A 19,004-nucleotide genomic window follows, 5' to 3' on the forward strand; every position below is an offset into this window, starting at 1 on the left:
CGCGCTTACGATTCGAGCGCTACGGTCTTGATGACCGCATGGACGGGCAATCCGATCTGCAGACCCAACCGTTCAGACGAAAACTGCGTGATGCGGGCAAGTACGGTGTCGCCGCCGCAATCCACCTTTACTTCCACGGTGCCGTCGGCGGCTGTGCCAATGGCAAGCACCCGGCCTTCGAGGATATTGAGGGCGCTGAGACCTTCTGGCCGCGCCGTTGCCAGTATGACGTCGCGGGCGGGGATATGGACGCGAACGGTCTTGCCGATTGCAGCCGCTTCGCCGGGTACGAAGAGCTTTGCCGCTCTCAGCGCCACGATGGTCAGGCGGTGCTCGCGGTCGATATGTTCCACGCGGCCTTCGAGCAGAACGCCGGCTTCGCGACGGTCGATAGCCTGCGGGCCGGAAAGCTGGCTGAAGATGTCGACCGCCGCTCCCGTTGCCTCCACCTTGCCGTCGCGCATCATAACGACACGGTTGGCCAGCCGCGCTACCTCGGCGATGGAATGGCTGACATAGATGATCGGCACCTTCGTCTCGTCGCGGAGCCGTTCGAGATAGGGCAGGATCTCGGCTTTGCGGGCCTCGTCGAGTGCGGCCAGCGGTTCGTCCATCAGCAGCAACCGCGGTGACGACAGCAGGGCGCGACCGATGGCGACACGCTGCTTTTCGCCGCCGGAAAGTTTCGCAGGCCGTCGATCGAGAAGCGTTTCGATGCCGAGGAGATCGACGACTCCATCGAAGCTTTCGCTGCGTGCGCTCTTCGGCGCGAACCACCGGCCGTAATTCAGGTTCTGCCGCACGGAAAGATGCGGAAACAGCCGCGCTTCCTGAAAGACATAGCCGAAATGGCGGCGGTGGCGCGGGACGAAGACATCGGCGTCGGTATCTGCGAGCACTGTGCCATCAAGGTCGACGCGGCCATGATCGGGTTGGATCAGGCCGGCGATGATGCGGATGATCGAGGTCTTGCCGGAGCCGGAGCGGCCGAACAGGGCCGTGACGCCGCCGTCGGAAGTGAAAGCGGCCTCGAGCGAGAAAGCGCCCAATCGATGGCGGATGTCGACGGTCAGCGTCATTCCCAATCCACCCTCTTGCCGGCGAGATAAGCGAGGAATTCGGAGGCGAGCAATGCCACCATGGAAATGACGATGGCGACGATCGTCAGCCGCAGCGCACCGGCATCGCCGCCGGGAACCTGCGTAAAGGTGTAGATCGCCGACGACAGCGTCTGTGTTTCGCCTGGAATGTTGGAGACGAAGGTGATGGTGGCGCCGAATTCGCCCATGGCCTTGGCGAAGGACAGGATCATGCCGGCGATGATGCCGGGCAGGATCAGCGGCAAGGTCACGGTGAGGAATATCCAGAGCGGGCTGGCACCAAGCGTACCAGCGGCCTCCTCAAGTTTGCGATCGACCGCTTCGATCGACAGGCGGATGCTTCTGACCATCAGCGGAAAGCCCATCACGCCGCAGGCAAGTGCTGCGCCGGTCCAGCGGAAGGAGAAGACGATACCGAGATATTGGTCGAGCAAAGCACCGATCGGGCCTTTGCGGCCAAAGAGGATGAGGAGGATAAAGCCGGTGACGACGGGCGGCAGGATCAGCGGCAGGTGGATGATGCCGTTGAAGATCGATTTACCCCAGAATTTACCGCGCGCAAGCACCATCGCGGCGGCAATGCCGAAGGGCAGGCTCACCAGCATGGCGACGGTCGAGACGCGCAGGCTCAGCTCGATCGCCGTCCATTCATCGCTGCTCAAACCCAATGCGTCCAAGTCCGGCCTCGCAAAGACATGTCAGGCCCGCCATTAGCCGGCGAGCCTGTAGAGATGAGCTTTTTGCCTACGGTCGAGCGATAGCGCTCAGCGCTTCAGAACCGTAAAGCCTTCATGCTCGAAGAACGGAACAGCCTTAGCCGATTTCAGATAATCGACATAGGCCTGCGTGTCTGGATTGGTGCTGCTGGCCGTGATCGCGATCGGATAGATGATCGGCGGATGGCTGTCTTCCGGAAAGGTGCCGACGACGGCGACGCCCGGATCGGCGGAAACGTCGGTCTGGTAGACGATGCCGTAGGGCGCTTCGCCGCGTGAAACCAGCGCGAGCGCGGCGCGCACGCTTTCAGCACCGGCGACCTTCTTCTCGACGGAAGACCAGACGCCAAGCTTTTCCAGCGCCGCTTTGCCGTATTTGCCTGCCGGCACCGATTCCGGCTGGCCGATCGCCAGGCGTCCATCGCCGAGAAGGCCTGCAAGGTCCATACCCTGCTTCACCTCGACGGGCTTAGCCTTGTCCTTGGCGGAGACGAGAACGATCTTGTTGCCGAGCAGGTTGACGCGGCTGTCGTCCTTGATCAGCTTTTTCTTGGCGACATAGTCCATCCAGTCGGTGTCGGCGGAGATGAAGACGTCGGCCGGCGCACCGTTTTCGAGCTGCTTGGCCAGAGGTCCGCTTGCTGCATAGGAGACGGTGACCTGCTTGCCGGTTTCCTTGGTGAAGGCAGCGTCGATGTTATCCAGCGCGTTTTTCATGCTCGCAGCGGCAAAGACGGTGATCTTGTCGGCGGCAAAGGCCGGCGCAGGAATTGCGGATATGCCAAGCCAGGCGGCGGAAAGGGCGGCGATTGCAAGTTTGATCCATTGGCGGCGGCTCGAGGCCATCATGCTTCTCCCGAAAGGTGTCGTCGTATTGCGAGAGATATAACGACCGAAGAAGCTTGGCTAGGGATATATTTTGGAAAACATAGCGTTGTTGAGGGACGTAACTCTACGAATTTTATAGGGATTTGCCTTTGGGGCGCATATTGGGCTGCTTTGTTACTGCAGAAATGCATGGCTTGATTCGCTCAGCGCACTGGCAAACGCTCACGGCGTAAGACGTAACGTTAAGAATCGTGCAATTTCACAGGAGTTTTCAGGCGTGCTATTCTTGAGACAGCCCAGGGTTCCTGGTCAGATCATGAAAAAGAAGCGTTTTTGGGCAGATCGTTTTCATAGCTATGATGATAATGCATTGCTGCATTGCGCTATCAGCGTTTTATCATTTGGTCAAATCTGCTAAAACATAATCATCGAAACGGCGATCTCCTCCTCCCAATGCCTTTCGATATGGATCAGCAACTCTCCTCCTCCCAGTTGCTGATCAGGTTTGAAAGCCCGACGGATCTCCTCCCCCGTCGGGCTTTTTCATTTTGGAGGTTTTTCCGAAAAATTTAGAGTCGATATTGCGTCCAGAGCGGTCCAGCGTTTCAAGGAATTGCCTTCCCGCTCTATCCCTTTGTTTTGACGCATTCCGGACGGAAAACCGCTGCGCACTTTTCCTGGAACTGCTCTAAGCGGTCATTGTGCTGCGCGCAGGGCGGTAGAGCTCAATGTCGAGCGCCGGCCGTGGATGAAGGTCCAGGCGGGCGCCGGTTTTTTCCACAAGACCCGGGCGTCGTCCTCGTCGACGCGCGCGTAGTGAAACGTCTTGGCCATTTTTGCGGAGAGATAGGACAGCGTCGATCCCGGCCGGTCGATGACGGCGATCGGAAAGGTGCGGGCAATCTCCTGCCATTTCTGCCAGCGGTGAAACGTATTGAGGCTATCGGCGCCCATGACCCAGATGAAGTGAACGTGGGTATTGCGCGCCTTGACGTAGGCGAGCGTATTGGCCGTGTAGCTCATACCGAGCGTCTGCTCGAAAGCCGTCACCTTGATGCGCGGATCATGGGTGATCGCCTCGCTGAGCGCGATGCGTTCGGCAAGCGGCGCGAGATGATTACGGCTCTTCAGCGGATTGCCCGGCGTTACCATCCACCAGAGTTGGTCGAGGCCGAGCCGGCGGAGTGCGATTTCAGCCACCAGGGCATGGCCCTGATGCGGCGGATTGAAGGAGCCGCCGAAAAGACCGACTACCATGCCGCGTTCGGCATGTGGCATGCGCTGATAGCGGTAATCGATCTCTTCTCTATGCACGTCAGGCCCGTATCTGTCCGGTGCCGCGCACGCGATATTTGAAGGAGGTAAGCTGTTCCACGCCGACCGGCCCGCGCGCATGCATCTTGCCGGTGGCGATGCCGATCTCCGCGCCCATGCCGAACTCGCCGCCATCGGCAAATTGCGTCGAGGCGTTGTGCAGCAGGATCGCCGAATCGATCTCGGTGAAGAAGCGTTCGACGACTGCGGCATCCTCGGCAATCACGGCTTCGGTGTGGTTCGACGAATATTTGCCGATATGGGCGATGGCGCCGGAAATGCCGTCGACCAGCGCGACCGAGATGATCGCGGCCAGATATTCGGTCGACCAGTCCTCTTCCGTTGCCGCCTTGAGGCCGGGCATCAGCTTGAGCACATCGGCGGAACCGCGGATTTCGCAGCCTGCCGCGGCAAGGCCATCGAGCAGCGGCTTCAAATGGGTGGAAGCGACCTTCGAATCGACCAGCAGCGTTTCGGCCGCGCCGCAGATGCCCGTGCGGCGCATCTTGGCGTTGACGACGATGGATTTAGCCATTTCCAGATCGGCCGAGGCATCGATGTAGATGTGGCAGAGGCCTTCCAGATGCGCGAAGACCGGCACGCCTGCCTCGGTCTGGACGCGAGCGACGAGGCTCTTGCCGCCGCGCGGCACGATAACGTCGATATTGCCTTCGAGGCCGCGCAGCATGGCGCCGACGGCGGCGCGGTCGCTGACGGGCACGAGCTGAATGGCGTGCTCCGGCAGGCCCGCCGCCTTCAGCCCTTCGACCAGGCATTCATGAATCGCCTGGGACGACCGGCGCGAATCGCTGCCGCAGCGCAGGATCACGGCATTGCCGGCCTTCAGGCACAGCGCGCCGGCATCGGCGGTGACGTTCGGCCGGCTTTCGAAGATAACGCCGATGACGCCGAGCGGGGTGCGCGCACGCTCGATCTTCAGGCCGTTCGGACGATCCCAGGCGGCGATGACTTCACCCACGGGATCGGCCAGTGCGGCGATGGCGCGAATGCCTTCGGCCATCTCGATGACGCGCTTGTCGTTCAGCGTCAGGCGATCGACGAAGGAGGCGAGCATATCCGTGCCTTCGACGTCTTTCAGGTCCTTGGCGTTCTCGGTAAGGATATGATCCTTGCGGGCCAGAATGGCATCCGCCATGGCTTCCAAGGCCTTGTTCTTGCTCTCGGTCGAAGCGAAGGCCAGAGGTCGCGACGCAGCCCGGGCCTTGCGGCCGATATCGTTCATCAAAGTATCGATGTCGGGGCTTTGTGCGACGGTATCAAGCATGGGCTTCATCCTTCTTCAATTTCTCGGCCTTCGTCTTGACGGACGCAGTCATGACGAGGTCGTCGCGGTGCACCATGGCGGCGCGGCCGGGGTAACCGAGGATCGCCTCGATCTCCGTCGACTTGCGGCCGGTGATCTGGCGGGCCTCCTCGGCATCGTAACCGACAAGGCCACGGGCGATTTCCCGGCCGGACGGGCCGATGACGGCAATGGTGTCGCCGCGGCTGAAATGGCCGACGATGCTGCGCACGCCGGCGGGCAGCAGGCTCTTGCCGGCTCCGAGCGCGGTGACGGCGCCCTCGTCGACATGCAGCTCACCGGCCGGCTGCAACTGTCCGGCAATCCAGGTCTTGCGGGCGGTGACCGGCGTGCCCGAAGGCGCGAACCAGGAGGAGCGCGCGCCGTTTGCGATGGCGTTCAACGGCCGATCCGTCTTGCCCGAGGCGATGATCATGGCGCAGCCGGCGCCGGTCGCGATCTTGCCGGCATCGATCTTGGTGCGCATGCCGCCACGCGACAGTTCCGAAGCGGCGCCGCCGGCCATGGCTTCGATGTCCGGCGTGATCTCGGCGATCGTTTCGAGGAATTTTGCCTGCGTATCGAGATGCGGCGGAGCAGTGTAGAGCCCATCAATGTCGGACAGCAGGATCAACAGGTCGGCGCCGGTCATGGTGGCGACGCGGGCGGCGAGGCGATCATTGTCGCCATAGCGGATTTCGCTGGTGGCGACCGTGTCGTTTTCGTTGATGATCGGCACGGCCCTGATCTTCAGGAGCTGATTGATGGTGGCGCGGGCGTTGAGATAGCGGCGGCGCTCTTCGGTGTCGCCGAGCGTCAGCAGGATCTGGCCGGCGACGATATCGTCATGCGACAGGCTTTCGGACCAGGCGCGCGCCAGAGAAATCTGACCGACGGCGGCCGCTGCCTGGCTTTCCTCCAGCTTCAGCGCGCCGGAGGGCAGGTCGAGCACGGATCGGCCGAGCGCAATGGCGCCGGAGGAGACGACGAGGACATCGACGCCTTTGGCCTTCAACCCGGCAATATCGGCGCACATGCCATCAAGCCAGGCCTTCTTCAGGCCTGCCTTGCGGTCGACGAGAAGGGCGGAGCCGATCTTGATGACGATACGGCGGTAGCGCTCGAGTGGCTTGCGGGCAGTCATCCCTGATAATCCCCGTCGTCACTGAGGCGCCCATGATCGCCTTCATCTTCGTCCGCACCGGCGGAGGGCTGCATGTCGCGGTGGCGCAGCTTCGGCGCTTTCGCCGGCTTCTCTTCCTGGATGCCTGCATTCGCCTCGACGATCACGTCACGCAAAGCGCGCAGCACCTCGGTCATGCCGCTGCCGGTGATGGCGGAAATGCGGAACGGCGTCTTGCCGCAGGCGCGCGCCAGTTCGCGGGTCTTCTTCTTCAGAGTTTCGTCGTCCAGCACGTCGATCTGCGACAGTGCGACGATCTCCGGCTTGTCGGTGATGTCGTTGCCATAGGCTTCCAGCTCGTGCTTGACGGTCTTGTAGGCCTTGCCGACCTTTTCTTCCTGGGCGGAGACGAGATGCAGCAGCACGCGGGTGCGCTCGACATGACCGAGAAAACGGTCGCCGATGCCCACACCCTCATGCGCGCCTTCGATCAGGCCGGGAATATCGGCCAGAATGAATTCCTGGCTGTCGATGGTGGCGACGCCGAGATTGGGATGAAGAGTCGTGAACGGATAGTTGGCTATCTTCGGCCGGGCGCGGCTGACGGCGGCAAGGAAGGTCGACTTGCCGGCATTCGGCAGGCCGACGAGACCGGCATCGGCAATCAGCTTCAACCGCAGCCAAATGGTCTTTTCCTCGCCCGGCAGGCCGGGATTGGCCCAATCGGGCGCCTGATTGACCGAGGATTTGAAATAGGCGTTGCCGAAGCCGCCATTGCCGCCGGCGGCGAGACGAAAGCGCTGGCCCTCCTGCGTCAGGTCGCAGATCAGGGTTTCTTCGTCTTCCTCGAAAATCTGCGTGCCAACCGGGACCTTCAGCGTCACGTCGGCGCCCTTGGCGCCGGCGCGGTTCTTGCCCATGCCGTGCATGCCGATCGTGGCCTTGAAATGCTGCTGATAGCGGAAATCGATCAGCGTATTCAGCCCGTTGACAGCCTCGACCCAGACATCGCCGCCGCGGCCGCCATCACCGCCGTCGGGACCGCCGAACTCGATGAATTTCTCACGCCGGAAGGAGACGCTACCCGCGCCGCCATCACCAGACCGAATATAGACCTTTGCTTCGTCGAGAAATTTCATTTTACTTCCGTCACTCGGTATTGGCGCATAACCCCTGAGATCGAATGGGATTCAAGAAAGCCTCTGCGCTCTTTTCAATTGTTACCGCGTCCTCTGCATGTCCGCCAGGACAGGCGGCGCGGTCATTTGCCCGTCATGTCGCCTTCGATATAGGCCGTTCAGCCGGAGGTCAAAGATTATCGTGAAGTTGGTGAGCTATAACATCCAGTACGGCTTCGGCCTCGACGGTAGATATGATCTCGAACGCATCGTCGCCAACCTTGCGGGCGCCGATATTATTGCCTTGCAGGAGGTAACCCGCGGCTTCGCCCGCAACGGCGGCATCGACATGGTCGCGGCGATCGAAGCGTTGCTGCCCGGCTATTACTCCATCTATGGGGTGGGGATGGACCTGCTGCCGCTCGGCGCCGGTCCACGCGATCTCCGCTTTCAGTTCGGCAATATGGTGCTGTCGCGCTGGCCGATCGTTGCGACACGGACGTTGCTTCTGCCGCGCAGCCGCACGCTTTCCAAACTCAATCTGCAGCGCGCTGCCGTCGAGGCGGTGATCCATGCGCCCGGCGCCGCCATCCGGGCCTATTCCGTGCAGCTCGACCACGTCTCTCCGGACGAGCGCATCCGCCAGATCCACTGTCTTCGGGATCATGCGATCAACTTTGCGCGCGATGGCGGTTCGCTGACAGGCGCAATCGAGATCGACCTCCCCGATCCGCCGCTGCCGGAGGATTTTGTCCTGATGGGCGATTTCAACATGGTGCCGGAATCGCCGGAATATTGTGCGCTTGCCGGCCTGAAAGACGCCTTCTACGGCCGTCTGCCGCGCTTCGACGTGCCGACCGACGCGCTCGATGCCGCCGGCTGGCTGAAGCCGGAAGCTTATAGCTGGATGGATCCGAACGATCGTAGCAAGCGCATGCATCTCGACTATTGCTTCATCAGTTGCGGGCTCAGTGATCGTCTGCGATCGGCCCATGTGGATATCGATGCGGAAGGGTCCGATCATTTTCCGGTGTGGATTGAGATCGACGGATAAAGGTGTCATCGCCGGACAGAGCCGGCGATGACTGTTTCGGGGCCTCATGCCGCCTGCGAGAGCCGCAGCGCGCCCGGCTTCAGCACGGTTTCGATATGCGGAACCATGGTGTTGCGGGCGAAGCTGTAGACCTCCGCGCAGCCGATGATGTCGAAGCCGAGCTTCTGCTGCAGCTTCAACGACGCCGGATTGTCGGCGAAGACGCCGGAGAACACGGCGACCTCGGGCATGCGACGGGCGAAGCGCTCGAGCGCGGCCGCGACAGCCTCGCTCATGATGCCGCGCCGCCAGTAGTAGCGGTTCAGCCAGTAGCCGAGATGCCAGCGGCCATGCCGGAGATCGATGCCGACGCAGCCGATATGGACATCGTCGCGCTCGGTGATGGCCAGCATCCAGTCGCTCTCGAGGCCGGCGGTGCGCGGGATCAGCCAATCCAGCGCATCCTGTCGGTCGTATGGCACCGGCACACGGGCCAGCATGCGGGTGACGGCGAAATCCGACAGGGATTCCGTCATCGAGTCGGCGTCGCCGAGCCGGTGCGGGCGCAGCGTCAGCCGCTCGGTCCGGATGACCGGCGTCGGTCCGGGCGTCAGGGGCCTGACGTCACGGCGGGGGAGGATGGCGGCGTTCATCTCAGACCTCCCCAGCTACGCAATGACATCCAGGTCTTGCGGTCGAGCCGGTACCATTCGACCGATACCGTGCTGCCAAGCGCCAGCGATGCGGCAAGGCCGGATCCCTGGAACTGGAAGCCGCACTTCTGCAAGACTCGCCTGGAGGCGACGTTCATCACCCGGCAACGGGCATCGATCTGGGCGACGTTTTCGCGCGTCCGGAAGACCATGTCGATCAGGGCATGGGCGGCTTCCGTCATGTAGCCCTTGTTCCAATAGGGCTCGCCCAGCCAATAGCCGATCTCGACGGTCTCTGGGTCGGCCGTCGGCTCGACGCCGCAGCAACCGAGAAAGGCGCCGTTTTCGGCTTTGGTGATCGCATAGACGCACTTGCCAATCTCGCCAAGCTTCGTGCGTCGCACGAAATCGGCGGCATCATTGGTCGTATACGGGTGCGGCATACGCGATACCATTGTGGCGACGTTGGCGTTGTTGGCGAGATGGGCAAGGGCGTCAATGTCTTCTTCGTGGGGCGCGCGCATGACGAGCCTTTCCGACAATAAGACAGGGCAATCGGTCCTTAACCGCTCCGGCCTCAGCCGTTCTTCGGGAGACCTCGATTGGTCTTCCCTTAACAATTCGCCTTGCATGGTTCAGTCCTCCTGGTTGGGGTAAAGAAAAAGGGGAGATGGCGCCCCATCTCCCCTTTTTTCTTGACTGAACCTGATGCGTCAGCCGGGTCGATGAGACGCCGGCTGTTTTAGAGCGCTACCGGCTTATTCCGCTGCTTCCGCTTTCGGCATTACAGATACGTACACGCGGCCATTGGCCTTCGTACGGTAGTTCACGTTGCCCGCCGTAAGCGCAAAAATCGTGTGATCCTTGCCGAGGCCAACGTTGGAACCCGGATGCCACTGCGTACCGCGCTGACGCACGATGATGTTGCCTGCGAGGACGGCTTCGCCGCCGAACTTCTTCACGCCAAGGCGCTTGGATTCGGAATCGCGACCGTTGCGCGAGGAACCGCCAGCTTTTTTGTGTGCCATTGGAGTTCTCCTTTAAACCTTGATCCCGTTACTTACTTGGCAGCCACGATGTCCGTGATACGGACGACCGTGTGATGCTGGCGATGGCCGCGCGAACGCTTCGAGTTCTGACGACGGCGCTTCTTGAAGGCGATGACCTTCTTGCCGCGGTTGTGCTCGACCACTTCGGCCTTGACGGAAGCGCCCTTGACGAAGGGAGCACCAATCGCAGCGTCGGCGCCTTCGCCGATAACGAGGACTTCGGTGAATTCTACGGTGTCGCCGGCGGTGACTTCCAGCTTCTCGATGGTCAGCACGTCGTTTGCTGCCACACGGTACTGCTTACCGCCGGTCTTGATGACTGCGAACATTTTTTATCCTTTCATGTTCGTTCCGGCTCTCTCACCACAAAGGCGAGCGGCCGTCTTTTTATCAGTCTAAATTTAGCAGGGATTTCAAAGGCTTGCGGCCTCGAAAAGGATCTGCCGGTGAAGCCCCGCACAAAGCAGGGCGGCCAAGGCACGGACTTATCCACACCTATTGCGTCGCACGGGATATATAAGGGCCTGTGATCTGTCAAGGCAAAAGGATGAAAAGCTTGAATATTCACCCTTGCCATCCCATCCTTCTCTCGCTATGAGACAGCCCGCGCTGAGAAACGCGCCGACCAGCATAACCGGAGAGGTGGCAGAGTGGTCGAATGCACCGCACTCGAAATGCGGCATGCCTGCAAGGGCATCGTGGGTTCAAATCCCACCCTCTCCGCCATTTTTCGCTCAGCCGAGGCTGAGTTTAAGAGACATCACAGCCTAAGTGGCCGCTGGCGGACAAAGCACCATTGTCGGGATGGTCTTAAACTGTTTTAGCTTCGCATCGAATTGCTCACGATCAATGCCGGCTCTGGCCCATGCTTCTGGGGGCAGATCTGTGTTGAATGTTATGTCCGCGACCTTCGCGATGTTTCCTGCGTCATTTAACGCGAACGTTGTAACGATGCTTCCCGCCTTGAAGGTGGCAGTGATGGCGATTCGATGTGATCCAAGATCAGCTATCTTAACATCCTTCTGAACAATCTGCGTTTCTAGGCCGCTGACCCACACAAAATTGCCATCGCGCACAGCAAAAAAATCTCCGTTGCAGGATCTGCCTAGGGCGTGGAGTTCGCTCCGTTCAAATTTCTGCACGTCCGGACTTTGGTTCTCACCCGAGCATGAGCCCAGCGTCACTGCGCAGAGAGCCAAGGGTCCAGCAATCCTAATCATTCCGGCCTCAACCAAAGGAAAAGTTGTCTGGAGAGAGACTAGCTCGCCATATGCTAGAGGCCGATAAATTCAATCTTTAGGATTTTAATCAACGTTGTCATCAACTTGTCCCGATCTCGTGCCAGACGATGGTATCAATCAAAGCGGCATCAATGCTTTCGACAATCCTGAGACAATCTCCGTGAGGCAATTGCGCTCAAAACTCTGCAGAGAAACGATACTTCGGAAGGTGTCCCAAATTGCCACCCATTCTTCTATCGTTATTGAGAACGCCTGCGCTTCAAATGCGTCGACCAACATACCCGAAGAGATGGCAGAGTGGTCGAATTCGCCTCTCCGTCGCCATATTGCTTGCGCAGCATGCTGACTTTCCGCCAAGCGTCAGCGGCTTCCGCCTACGGCCAAGCTCTAGCCCGCCGATTAAATACGCCCTTCCCTACCTAAAATGTAAAAGAAACATCGTCGGCCCTACCAAGGTCATCGCGAAGATGAATAGTGATATGCCGAGCTTCAGCATCCTCATGCGGCGTGTCTTCACGCCGTCCCAGTCGTAGTCCATAACTATATCCCCCTTCTCTATTTGCGCCGAGTTCAACGGCGCATTAGGAGTATCTTGTATGAGGGATGTGCGAAGCTTGCCGCGCTTGTGATGGAGGCTGACTTGTTCGGTCAGAGCGCCGTGCGTTCATTTGAACGCACAAAGGTCGCTCCGGTCTTTGACTCCAGGGGCATTTTTCCGTTTGCTGGCGATTTCACCCGAAAGCGGGTGCGCTAGGCGCGATGGAAGACTTCGTCCGTCAGGAGCAAAAGGAAGTTCTCGTCGTCCAGCTTGTTGGCGATCTGTCCGTCTTCCGTCATGTAGTCGAAGACGGGGCCTCCCGGTCGGTCCGAGAAGGCGAATTTGGGCCATTTCAATTGTTCGATAATGACGATGCGGCGCCCGGCGTCATTTTCGCATGCTATTCTTTTGGTCTCCTCGAAGTAGGTCATGGCGACACCTCAGTGGTAGTTCCAAGGTGAAGCTTAGGACGCGCAAACCGCGAGTCAACCTTACTATGGTGGCTAACACGTAGGTATTACGTCGCCTAGCGTCCTTCCCAGGCCCACAATGCTGAGCTTATTCGATCTATCGTCTTGTGCAGCATCGCGAAAATCGCATCCGGCAGAGCTGCGTCGCGTGCCAGCCTCATCCGTTCTAGCTACCTTAAGAGTGTTAAATTGACGACAAACAACTTCAGGTTTATTGTTTAATTTCTAACATAAAGGAGAGGGGCATGAGAACGATCGTGTGTTTTCTCGTCGTATTTTGGGGTGCTACGGCCGCTGATGCGGCGCAAAACATTATCCGTGTGTCGTCGATAATACCCGCAGCCGAGATCGCGGAAAGCGCTTTGTTGCTGCCCGGCACCGCGGAGAGGGCTCCCTGCGTCTACAACAAGAAATACGTTTCCGACGGGGTTCGGCTATGCTGCCGGCGGGCTTCCGGCCTGTCGTCGAGCGAATATGCGCCCACGGGAGCGCGGATGGCCGTTCATCCGCAGCCATAGGAAACCAGGCGTATTTTTCTGTTCGAGAGAAGAGGCCGAGGGGACAATGGCGGCCTCTGAATGTACGAGCATGTGTTAAGACGGCAGGCCTGGCGGGCGGCGCCCACCAAGCCAATCGGCTTTATTCCGCCGAATCCTCCGGCTCCTCGGCTTCCGGCTTGGGCTTGCCGCCGAAGAGGTTCTTCAAGGCATTGGTCTTCACTTTCGATGCCTTGCTGACCTTCAGCGCGCGGGTGGCCGCCTTGGCCTGTTCCAGCATCATCTCGATCTGGATCTGCTGGATTTCGGTCAGCCGCTCCCATTGGCGATTGAGGAGATGGTCGACTTTTTCATGCAGGTGGCGGATTTCCAATTCGGCCTTCAGGTTGACCTTGTAGTCGTTGAGGGCGCGCAAGCGGTCCTTAGCTTCCTGCCGGCGCTGGCTCATCATGATGATCGGCGCCTGCAGGGCGGCGATCGTTGAAAGGATCAGGTTCAACAGGATGAAGGGATAGACGTCGAAGGCGCTCTTTTCGCCCATGGCGAGGTTGATGCCCATCCACACCGTCAGAAACAAGCAGAACGAGATGATGAAGGTCCAGCTTCCGCCGAAGGACGCGACCATATCGGCCATGCGGTCGCCGATGGAGCGATGATCCTCGTAGTCCTCTTCGATGTTCTCGGCGAGCGTGTCGTGCGTCTTCAGGCTTTCGACGACTTCGTCTTCGAGGTTGGAAAGTTCGCCGCGCTCGTCTACCAGCAGTTCGGCGATATATTGGGCGCGATAATCGTCCATCGCCTTGCGGCTGATATAGTCGTCGGAGCGGATGTCCGGATGTCTGTGGCGCACGAATTCCGCAAGCGAGGGGCGCAGGTCATCAAAATGCACCGCATCCTTCTTCTTGAGCGTTGCGCCGGTGATAGCGTCGACGAGCTTGACGGACTTGGCCTTCGCCCGGGCGAGGCTTTTCGTGTAGTCGTCCATCACCACGGTCGCTGCTTCACCTTCGCCCGCGTCAAAGTCGACGATGCCTTCCGCCGGATCAAAGGTCTTTGTCTCTGTCATATGCCGCCCTCTTTCGCAGTTGCTCGTTCGTCTAGCCGATGATCGGAACAGGATTGTGACTGTAAATTGACTGCGCGATCGACTCCTAGAAAACTGTTCCAGTTTCGCCTCAGTCTCGGTCGGCCACCCGTTCGCTGTAAATGCTTCCTAGCGCTCTTATCCTAAACAATGGCAAATAAATTGCGGTCGGCGGAGCGAATAGCGCTACATCCGTTCATCGCCAGCAAAGTACAGCAACATTTAACAACCGACCCGTGAGTCCTTGAAAACATTTGTAAAATCGTAAGGCGATCGTCTCGCGGATTTTCGTAAAACAAGCAGGAATGTGCCTTTCCAGCCTCTTGACCCCGGTTGAGGAGCTTCTATTTGCCGCGCTGCAACAGGCGTCTTGCGGCGCCGAAAAGGATTACCTCCGGCGAATTTTTCAACAAGCTTCGCCTGTTGTTGTCGATTCATGCGCGTGCGGAAAGGATACCGATGCACAATCCTCCGGCTGACGACTTGGAGTCCATCGCCCGGAAGGGCGGCCGCCTGAAGCGAATGGCTGTTCGAATACCCACCTATTTGACGGACGTGCGGGAAAATCCGGCTTGGCTGCCGATGTTTCTGCTGGCCCGAACGATGCCGTTTCGGCGTATGCATTGGTTGGCGACCAGGCGGCCTGTGGCGCGTCCGGGGGCCGGCCAATCGATGTTTTCAGGGATCGAGTGCGACGCAGTTGTCAATGCGCTGCGGACGGATGGGCTTTTCCCCGGTTTGATCCTGCCCGAGAGCATTCACCGCGACATTGCCGAATTTGCCCGAACCACCGGCTGCTTCGGCAATTTTGATAGGAAGCTTGAATTCGTGGCGCCCGAACATGCGGATGCGGAGGCGCGTTTCGGCCGGCCTCTTCTCAGCGGACATTTTTTCGAGCGTTCGCTCGATTGCGATGCGGTCCTCGCGGTTCAGCGCGATCCTCTGCTTGGCGACGTGGCCCGGCACTATCTCGGCGGGCAGGCCCAAGTGATAACCACGCGCATCTGGTGGAGTTTTCCGACGCAGGCCTCGGAGGCGGATCGCAGCCTCGCTTCGCTCGACAAATATCATTTCGACCTCGATGACTGGCGAATGCTGAAGTTCTTCTTCAATCTGGTCGATGTGGATGAAGGCACCGGGCCGCACGTCTTCGTCAAGGGCAGCCATAGAAGGCGGCGGGTGAAGCATCAATTGACCCTCCTGGTCGGCCATCCGGCAGAAGAGGTTCTTCGATTTTACGGAGAGGAAAGCGCCGTCACGCTGACCGGCAAAGCCGGTTTCGGCTTCGTCGAAGATCCCTTCGGTTTCCACATGGGTACCGTGCCGACGCAAAAGCCACGGCTGATGATGGAAGTCGGTTTCGGCGTTTCGAAGCCGTCGCGCCGCCGATTCCATGGAGAGCCGGTTCTGCGATAGGTGGTGATCCGTTGGGCTCTGCCCGGACATCCGGGCTCCCGACGGCTGGCTTCGGTCAAGCGGGCGCCGGTCCTTGTGCCAGGGTGCCATGGCCGTTCGGCGTCTTGATCATTTCACAGGTCCCGGCGGGCACCAGCTTCCAGGAATTCTCTTGATAGTCGATTGTCGACGTGCCGGCACAGGTGGTGCCTGCGCCGGCCGCGCAATCGTTCTGGCCCTTGAGGGCCACGCCGTAGCACTTTTCCTTCGCCTTGCCGTCGGCCGCTGCGGCTGGAGCCGCAATAAGGGATGCGACCGCGGACACCAGCATGCTGGCAATAGCCACAGTGACGACGCTGTCCCTCATAAGCTTGTTTCCCTAAAAAGCATGAGCTGTCCGCGGATTGCGCAGGCGTCTGCGGCGATTACAGACGCCACGGGCAAACGTCTGTTCAACGCAGTCCATTATTCCATTCTTTGGATGTATATCGGAAGCAATAAATGAGGTTTGGTTTCCGTGAGACAAAGGGAGCGGCAGGGAAGATCGCTGAGGCCGAGGGTCAATACGTAGCGGATGTGGAATAACGACCTTTCCAAGCGGCACTCTTTCATGCCTCATAGTGGTCGAATCACCTGACGATGCCCAATCTCTGGCGCATCTGTCTTGGCCGAAATCCGATTGAGGCAAGGTTTTGCAAAAGAATGACCATTGCCGGTAACAAAAGCCTGCGGTCGCGCGTAGAAGGAGATGCCGAATGAATTATTCGGCGCGCGAAGAGGAATGGGCAGTCTGGATGCGGGCCGCCATCGATGGCGATGCGCAGGCCTATCATCGCTTCCTGTCTGCCGTCACTCCATACCTGCGCGCAATGGCGCGCCGGCGTTGCGATCAGTTCGGCGCGCCGGCAAGCGAGGCCGAGGACGTGGTCCAGGAAGTGTTGCTGACGATACATCTGAAACGCGGAACGTGGGATACCTCGCGTCCGATCGGCCCGTGGATATCGACCATCGTGCGCAACAAGCTGATCGACAGCCTGAGGCGACGCGGGCGGCATGTGAACGTGCCGATCGACGATGTCATCGATATTTTGGAGGCGGAAGAGCAGACGGATACCTTGGATCGGCTTGATGTCGATCGTATGCTGGAGCAACTGAAAGATCCGCAGCGGACCATCGTACGCTCGATTTCCGTCGAGGGAACCAGCGTGCGCGAGACCGCCGATCGGCTGAAGATGACGGAGGGTGCAGTGCGCGTCGCCCTGCATCGCGCATTGAAGGCGCTTGCCGCCTTATATCGGAGCGAGACACGTGAAAACCGATGACCTCATCAATCTTCTGGCGCAGGATGCGCCGGTCCGTTCGCGGATCGGGCAGGCGCTGATGCTGGCGGTCGTCGGTGGCATCCTCATCAGCGGCGCGATCTTCTTCGCGGCGATCGGTTTTCGTGCCGATATAGGCACCGCCATGGAAACGGTGCGCTTCCTGTTCAAATTCGTCGTCACGATCGCGCTGGCCGTCACCGCCGGGGCCGTCGTCTTTCGCGTCGGCCGTCCCGGCGTGTCGCTGCGTCCCTGGGGCTGGGCGCTTTTTGCGGCACCGCTACTGCTGGTCGCTGCAGCTCTCGCCGAGATGATGGTCATGCCGGCCGATAGCTGGGGCGCACGCATGATCGGGCACAATGCCCGCTTCTGCCTGACACTCATTCCGCTGCTGTCGATCGGCCCGCTTGCCTGTTTCCTCTTTGCGCTGCGCCAAGGGGCGCCGGAAAATCCGGGTTTCGCCGGCGCAGTCGCCGGGCTTGCCGCGAGCGGCGTCGCCGCCACCTTCTATGCTTCCAATTGCACGGATGACAGCCCGCTCTTCGTCCTGCTGTGGTATCCGATCGCCATTGCTGCGGTGACGTCGGTTGGATATCTCGTCGGCAGGCGCATGCTGCGCTGGTGATGGATTGGGGCTGGACGGCGACGCGGCGGTCGTAAACGCTATCGCTGGATTGATCGAAGCTGCCGGGAAGGCGTCCGGCCAGTTTTCAAATAGTGGCTGGAAACGCCGTTGTTCAGGGACTATCTTGTCTGTTGGCTGTGCCTTGCCCAAAAAATCTCATTCATGGGCGTTAAAGTGTTTGCATCCGCGGCGAATTCCATTATAGAGGCGCTGCTTTCCCCGCGGGGGCGTTCAACGTCCGGCGGCTGTTGGGAAATAGTTCAATGGTAGAACAGCGGACTCTGACTCCGTTAATCTTGGTTCGAATCCAGGTTTCCCAGCCAATTGTTTTTAAAGCGCTTTTTCCGTTTTCTAACTAGAACATCCTGTGACGGTCGGGAGCTTAGTCGGGAATCTTCGTTCTCCTTTCGAACTCTTCCAGCTTGAGAATCGCGTTTTCTGCGAGCTTTGGATCGCGGTGAAGATAGTGAGCGTCCAGAATCGAACGAACGTCGCGCAAGCTGTGACCGGTGATAGTCGCTATCTCTGCTTCTGTAGCTCCAGCAAGGGCGAGCCTGGTTACAGCAGTTCCGCGAGTGTCGTTGAACGTGATGCCCGATAGGCCGGCTTTCTTAAACGCTTTTGCCCATGAGGAACGGAAGCCGTCTTCGGTCCACGGCTCGCCTTCAAGGTTCACGAGTACATTCCCATCGCGCCGCTTGAGCGGATCTAGCCTTAACCTCAGGGGCCCACCAACCGGGATAACGACGCGCGCGCCGGTCTTGCCTTGCTGAAGGCGAATAACCTTCCCGTCATATTGCGTCCAGGAAAGCCGCAATAGATCGCCCTGCCGTTGCCCTGTCCAAAGAGCAAGGATAAGCGCCAATTGTAAATTGGGCTTTGCAGTCGCCAAAAAGGCCGACTCATCATCGAGCGTCCAGATTTTATCGGCTCTACTGCCGCGATAAACGCGACCTCCCTTTTCGCACGGATTCGCCGGGATCAAACCACGGCCTAATGCCCATGACAGAATACGTGCGAAAACCTGCCATCCGTAATCGGCTTGGCGGCGGGACGCCTTTGCGCGCTCGTCTCTCCAGGAAAGGAAAATTCCGCGCGCCCTCCGATCGGATAAACCGGAAATGGGGAAATTGCCGAACTTCTTTTCGATCACCTTGATTAGTTTGGTGTAGTCCGACCGCGTGCGCGGCGCGAGGTCTTCCCATTCGGAGCTTTCTTGAAACCCGTTTAAAACGCCTTGAAGTGTGCCGGACTTGGGCATGACCTTTTTTGCGACAGCATCATTGTAGGCGGCGATAAATTCAGGATCGCCAGGCTTTCCCGGAAGTGACGGCCCACCCTTCCAAGCGTACCAGTATGTCCGCTTTTCACCGTTGGCGAGCGTCTTTGTCTTGCTGTTAATGCCCTTCAACCTAACGCGCATCTTTTTCTATCCATTGATCCAAGGCGGATTGTGGATCGGGCTTAGTTGATTGGGCAAAGACTATTATTTTTCCTTGCTCAATTTCTACTCTCCCGACCACGATTCCGCCATCGCGCGCGCCTTTGACGGCTCTGGCAATATCGGCAGCGGAATATGTTGCTTGACGACGCCCCAT

The 19,004-nt window shown here is 59.3% G+C and carries 22 protein-coding genes and 2 tRNA genes; 7 read left to right on the top strand and 17 right to left on the bottom strand.

The window, feature by feature from the left end:
* Positions 1-5 precede the first annotated feature (5 nt).
* The 7 genes from modC to obgE form a co-directional block, all read right to left on the bottom strand.
* Positions 6-1,079, bottom strand: a complete 1,074-nt coding sequence (gene modC / locus QD357_RS05685; RefSeq protein WP_107109895.1) for a molybdenum ABC transporter ATP-binding protein — start codon at positions 1,077-1,079, stop codon at positions 6-8.
* On the bottom strand, positions 1,076-1,777 hold the full coding sequence (gene modB / locus QD357_RS05690; RefSeq protein ID WP_107109894.1) for a molybdate ABC transporter permease subunit: 702 nt from the start codon (positions 1,775-1,777) through the stop codon (positions 1,076-1,078). Before modB ends, modC begins: the two co-directional genes overlap by 4 nt.
* 87 nt (positions 1,778-1,864) lie before the next feature.
* Positions 1,865-2,662 carry a molybdate ABC transporter substrate-binding protein gene (gene modA / locus QD357_RS05695; RefSeq protein WP_107109893.1) on the bottom strand — a complete coding sequence of 266 codons (798 nt, stop codon included), beginning with the start codon at positions 2,660-2,662 and terminating at the stop codon, positions 1,865-1,867.
* 678 nt (positions 2,663-3,340) lie between these two features.
* Positions 3,341-3,922, bottom strand: a complete 582-nt coding sequence (locus QD357_RS05700) for a nicotinate-nucleotide adenylyltransferase (RefSeq protein ID WP_245407539.1) — start codon at positions 3,920-3,922, stop codon at positions 3,341-3,343.
* A 37-nt stretch (positions 3,923-3,959) separates the two neighbouring features.
* Positions 3,960-5,243, bottom strand: a complete 1,284-nt coding sequence (locus tag QD357_RS05705; protein ID WP_107109891.1) for a glutamate-5-semialdehyde dehydrogenase — start codon at positions 5,241-5,243, stop codon at positions 3,960-3,962.
* Complete coding sequence (proB, locus tag QD357_RS05710; RefSeq protein WP_107109890.1) at positions 5,236-6,405, bottom strand: glutamate 5-kinase; 1,170 nt, start codon at positions 6,403-6,405, stop codon at positions 5,236-5,238. The genes QD357_RS05705 and proB overlap by 8 nt, the downstream gene beginning before the upstream one ends.
* Positions 6,402-7,523 (bottom strand): GTPase ObgE, encoded by a 1,122-nt coding sequence (obgE, locus tag QD357_RS05715; protein ID WP_107109889.1) that lies wholly within the window; start codon positions 7,521-7,523, stop codon positions 6,402-6,404. Before obgE ends, proB begins: the two co-directional genes overlap by 4 nt.
* A gap of 181 nt (positions 7,524-7,704) precedes the next feature.
* On the opposite strand from obgE, the gene QD357_RS05720 reads away from it, so the two are divergent.
* Entirely contained in the window at positions 7,705-8,556 is an 852-nt protein-coding gene (locus tag QD357_RS05720) for an endonuclease/exonuclease/phosphatase family protein (RefSeq protein WP_107109888.1), read from the top strand.
* Between the two features lie 44 nt (positions 8,557-8,600).
* On the opposite strand, the gene QD357_RS05725 is transcribed toward QD357_RS05720, so the two are convergent.
* From QD357_RS05725 to rplU, 4 genes are all read right to left on the bottom strand, one after another.
* Positions 8,601-9,188, bottom strand: a complete 588-nt coding sequence (locus tag QD357_RS05725) for a GNAT family N-acetyltransferase (protein ID WP_107109887.1) — start codon at positions 9,186-9,188, stop codon at positions 8,601-8,603.
* Complete coding sequence (locus QD357_RS05730) at positions 9,185-9,820, bottom strand: GNAT family N-acetyltransferase (protein WP_107109886.1); 636 nt, start codon at positions 9,818-9,820, stop codon at positions 9,185-9,187. The genes QD357_RS05725 and QD357_RS05730 overlap by 4 nt, the downstream gene beginning before the upstream one ends.
* Positions 9,821-9,946: 126 nt before the next feature.
* Complete coding sequence (rpmA, locus tag QD357_RS05735; protein ID WP_028753734.1) at positions 9,947-10,216, bottom strand: 50S ribosomal protein L27; 270 nt, start codon at positions 10,214-10,216, stop codon at positions 9,947-9,949.
* 32 nt (positions 10,217-10,248) lie between these two features.
* Positions 10,249-10,566, bottom strand: coding sequence for a 50S ribosomal protein L21 (gene rplU / locus QD357_RS05740; protein ID WP_028753733.1), 318 nt, complete (start codon positions 10,564-10,566; stop codon positions 10,249-10,251).
* A gap of 307 nt (positions 10,567-10,873) precedes the next feature.
* On the opposite strand from rplU, the gene QD357_RS05745 reads away from it, so the two are divergent.
* A tRNA-Ser gene (locus tag QD357_RS05745) sits at positions 10,874-10,963 on the top strand.
* A 41-nt stretch (positions 10,964-11,004) separates the two neighbouring features.
* On the opposite strand, the gene QD357_RS05750 is transcribed toward QD357_RS05745, so the two are convergent.
* Positions 11,005-11,313: a hypothetical protein gene (locus tag QD357_RS05750; protein WP_107109873.1), complete on the bottom strand. Its 309-nt coding sequence runs from the start codon at positions 11,311-11,313 to the stop codon at positions 11,005-11,007.
* 915 nt (positions 11,314-12,228) lie between these two features.
* Positions 12,229-12,447 carry a hypothetical protein gene (locus tag QD357_RS05755; RefSeq protein WP_028751596.1) on the bottom strand — a complete coding sequence of 73 codons (219 nt, stop codon included), beginning with the start codon at positions 12,445-12,447 and terminating at the stop codon, positions 12,229-12,231.
* A 284-nt stretch (positions 12,448-12,731) separates the two neighbouring features.
* Between QD357_RS05755 and QD357_RS05760 the strand changes: the two genes are divergently transcribed.
* On the top strand, positions 12,732-13,004 hold the full coding sequence (locus tag QD357_RS05760) for a hypothetical protein (protein WP_107109871.1): 273 nt from the start codon (positions 12,732-12,734) through the stop codon (positions 13,002-13,004).
* 121 nt (positions 13,005-13,125) lie between these two features.
* Here the strand turns inward: QD357_RS05760 and QD357_RS05765 are convergent, their stop codons facing one another.
* Positions 13,126-14,049 carry a DUF1003 domain-containing protein gene (locus QD357_RS05765; protein WP_107109870.1) on the bottom strand — a complete coding sequence of 308 codons (924 nt, stop codon included), beginning with the start codon at positions 14,047-14,049 and terminating at the stop codon, positions 13,126-13,128.
* Between the two features lie 477 nt (positions 14,050-14,526).
* Between QD357_RS05765 and QD357_RS05770 the strand changes: the two genes are divergently transcribed.
* On the top strand, positions 14,527-15,483 hold the full coding sequence (locus tag QD357_RS05770) for a hypothetical protein (protein ID WP_107109957.1): 957 nt from the start codon (positions 14,527-14,529) through the stop codon (positions 15,481-15,483).
* 55 nt (positions 15,484-15,538) lie between these two features.
* Here QD357_RS05770 and QD357_RS05775 read toward each other — a convergent pair whose 3' ends face one another.
* A complete protein-coding gene (locus tag QD357_RS05775) occupies positions 15,539-15,829 on the bottom strand; it encodes a DUF2282 domain-containing protein (protein WP_107109869.1) in 291 nt (96 codons plus the stop codon).
* A 388-nt stretch (positions 15,830-16,217) separates the two neighbouring features.
* Here QD357_RS05775 and QD357_RS05780 point away from each other — a divergent pair, with 388 nt between their 5' ends.
* From QD357_RS05780 to QD357_RS05790, 3 genes are all read left to right on the top strand, one after another.
* On the top strand, positions 16,218-16,784 hold the full coding sequence (locus QD357_RS05780; RefSeq protein WP_107109868.1) for a sigma-70 family RNA polymerase sigma factor: 567 nt from the start codon (positions 16,218-16,220) through the stop codon (positions 16,782-16,784).
* Positions 16,771-17,406, top strand: coding sequence for an NrsF family protein (locus QD357_RS05785; RefSeq protein ID WP_107109867.1), 636 nt, complete (start codon positions 16,771-16,773; stop codon positions 17,404-17,406). Before QD357_RS05780 ends, QD357_RS05785 begins: the two co-directional genes overlap by 14 nt.
* A gap of 249 nt (positions 17,407-17,655) precedes the next feature.
* A tRNA-Gln gene (locus QD357_RS05790) sits at positions 17,656-17,729 on the top strand.
* A 59-nt stretch (positions 17,730-17,788) separates the two neighbouring features.
* On the opposite strand, the gene QD357_RS05795 is transcribed toward QD357_RS05790, so the two are convergent.
* Positions 17,789-18,829 (bottom strand): tyrosine-type recombinase/integrase, encoded by a 1,041-nt coding sequence (locus QD357_RS05795; protein WP_414124101.1) that lies wholly within the window; start codon positions 18,827-18,829, stop codon positions 17,789-17,791.
* Positions 18,819-19,004 carry a hypothetical protein gene (locus tag QD357_RS05800; RefSeq protein WP_414124102.1) on the bottom strand — a complete coding sequence of 62 codons (186 nt, stop codon included), beginning with the start codon at positions 19,002-19,004 and terminating at the stop codon, positions 18,819-18,821. The genes QD357_RS05795 and QD357_RS05800 overlap by 11 nt, the downstream gene beginning before the upstream one ends.

Source organism: Rhizobium sp. BR 317 (genome assembly GCF_047445835.1).
Classification (GTDB): domain Bacteria; phylum Pseudomonadota; class Alphaproteobacteria; order Rhizobiales; family Rhizobiaceae; genus Rhizobium; species Rhizobium paranaense.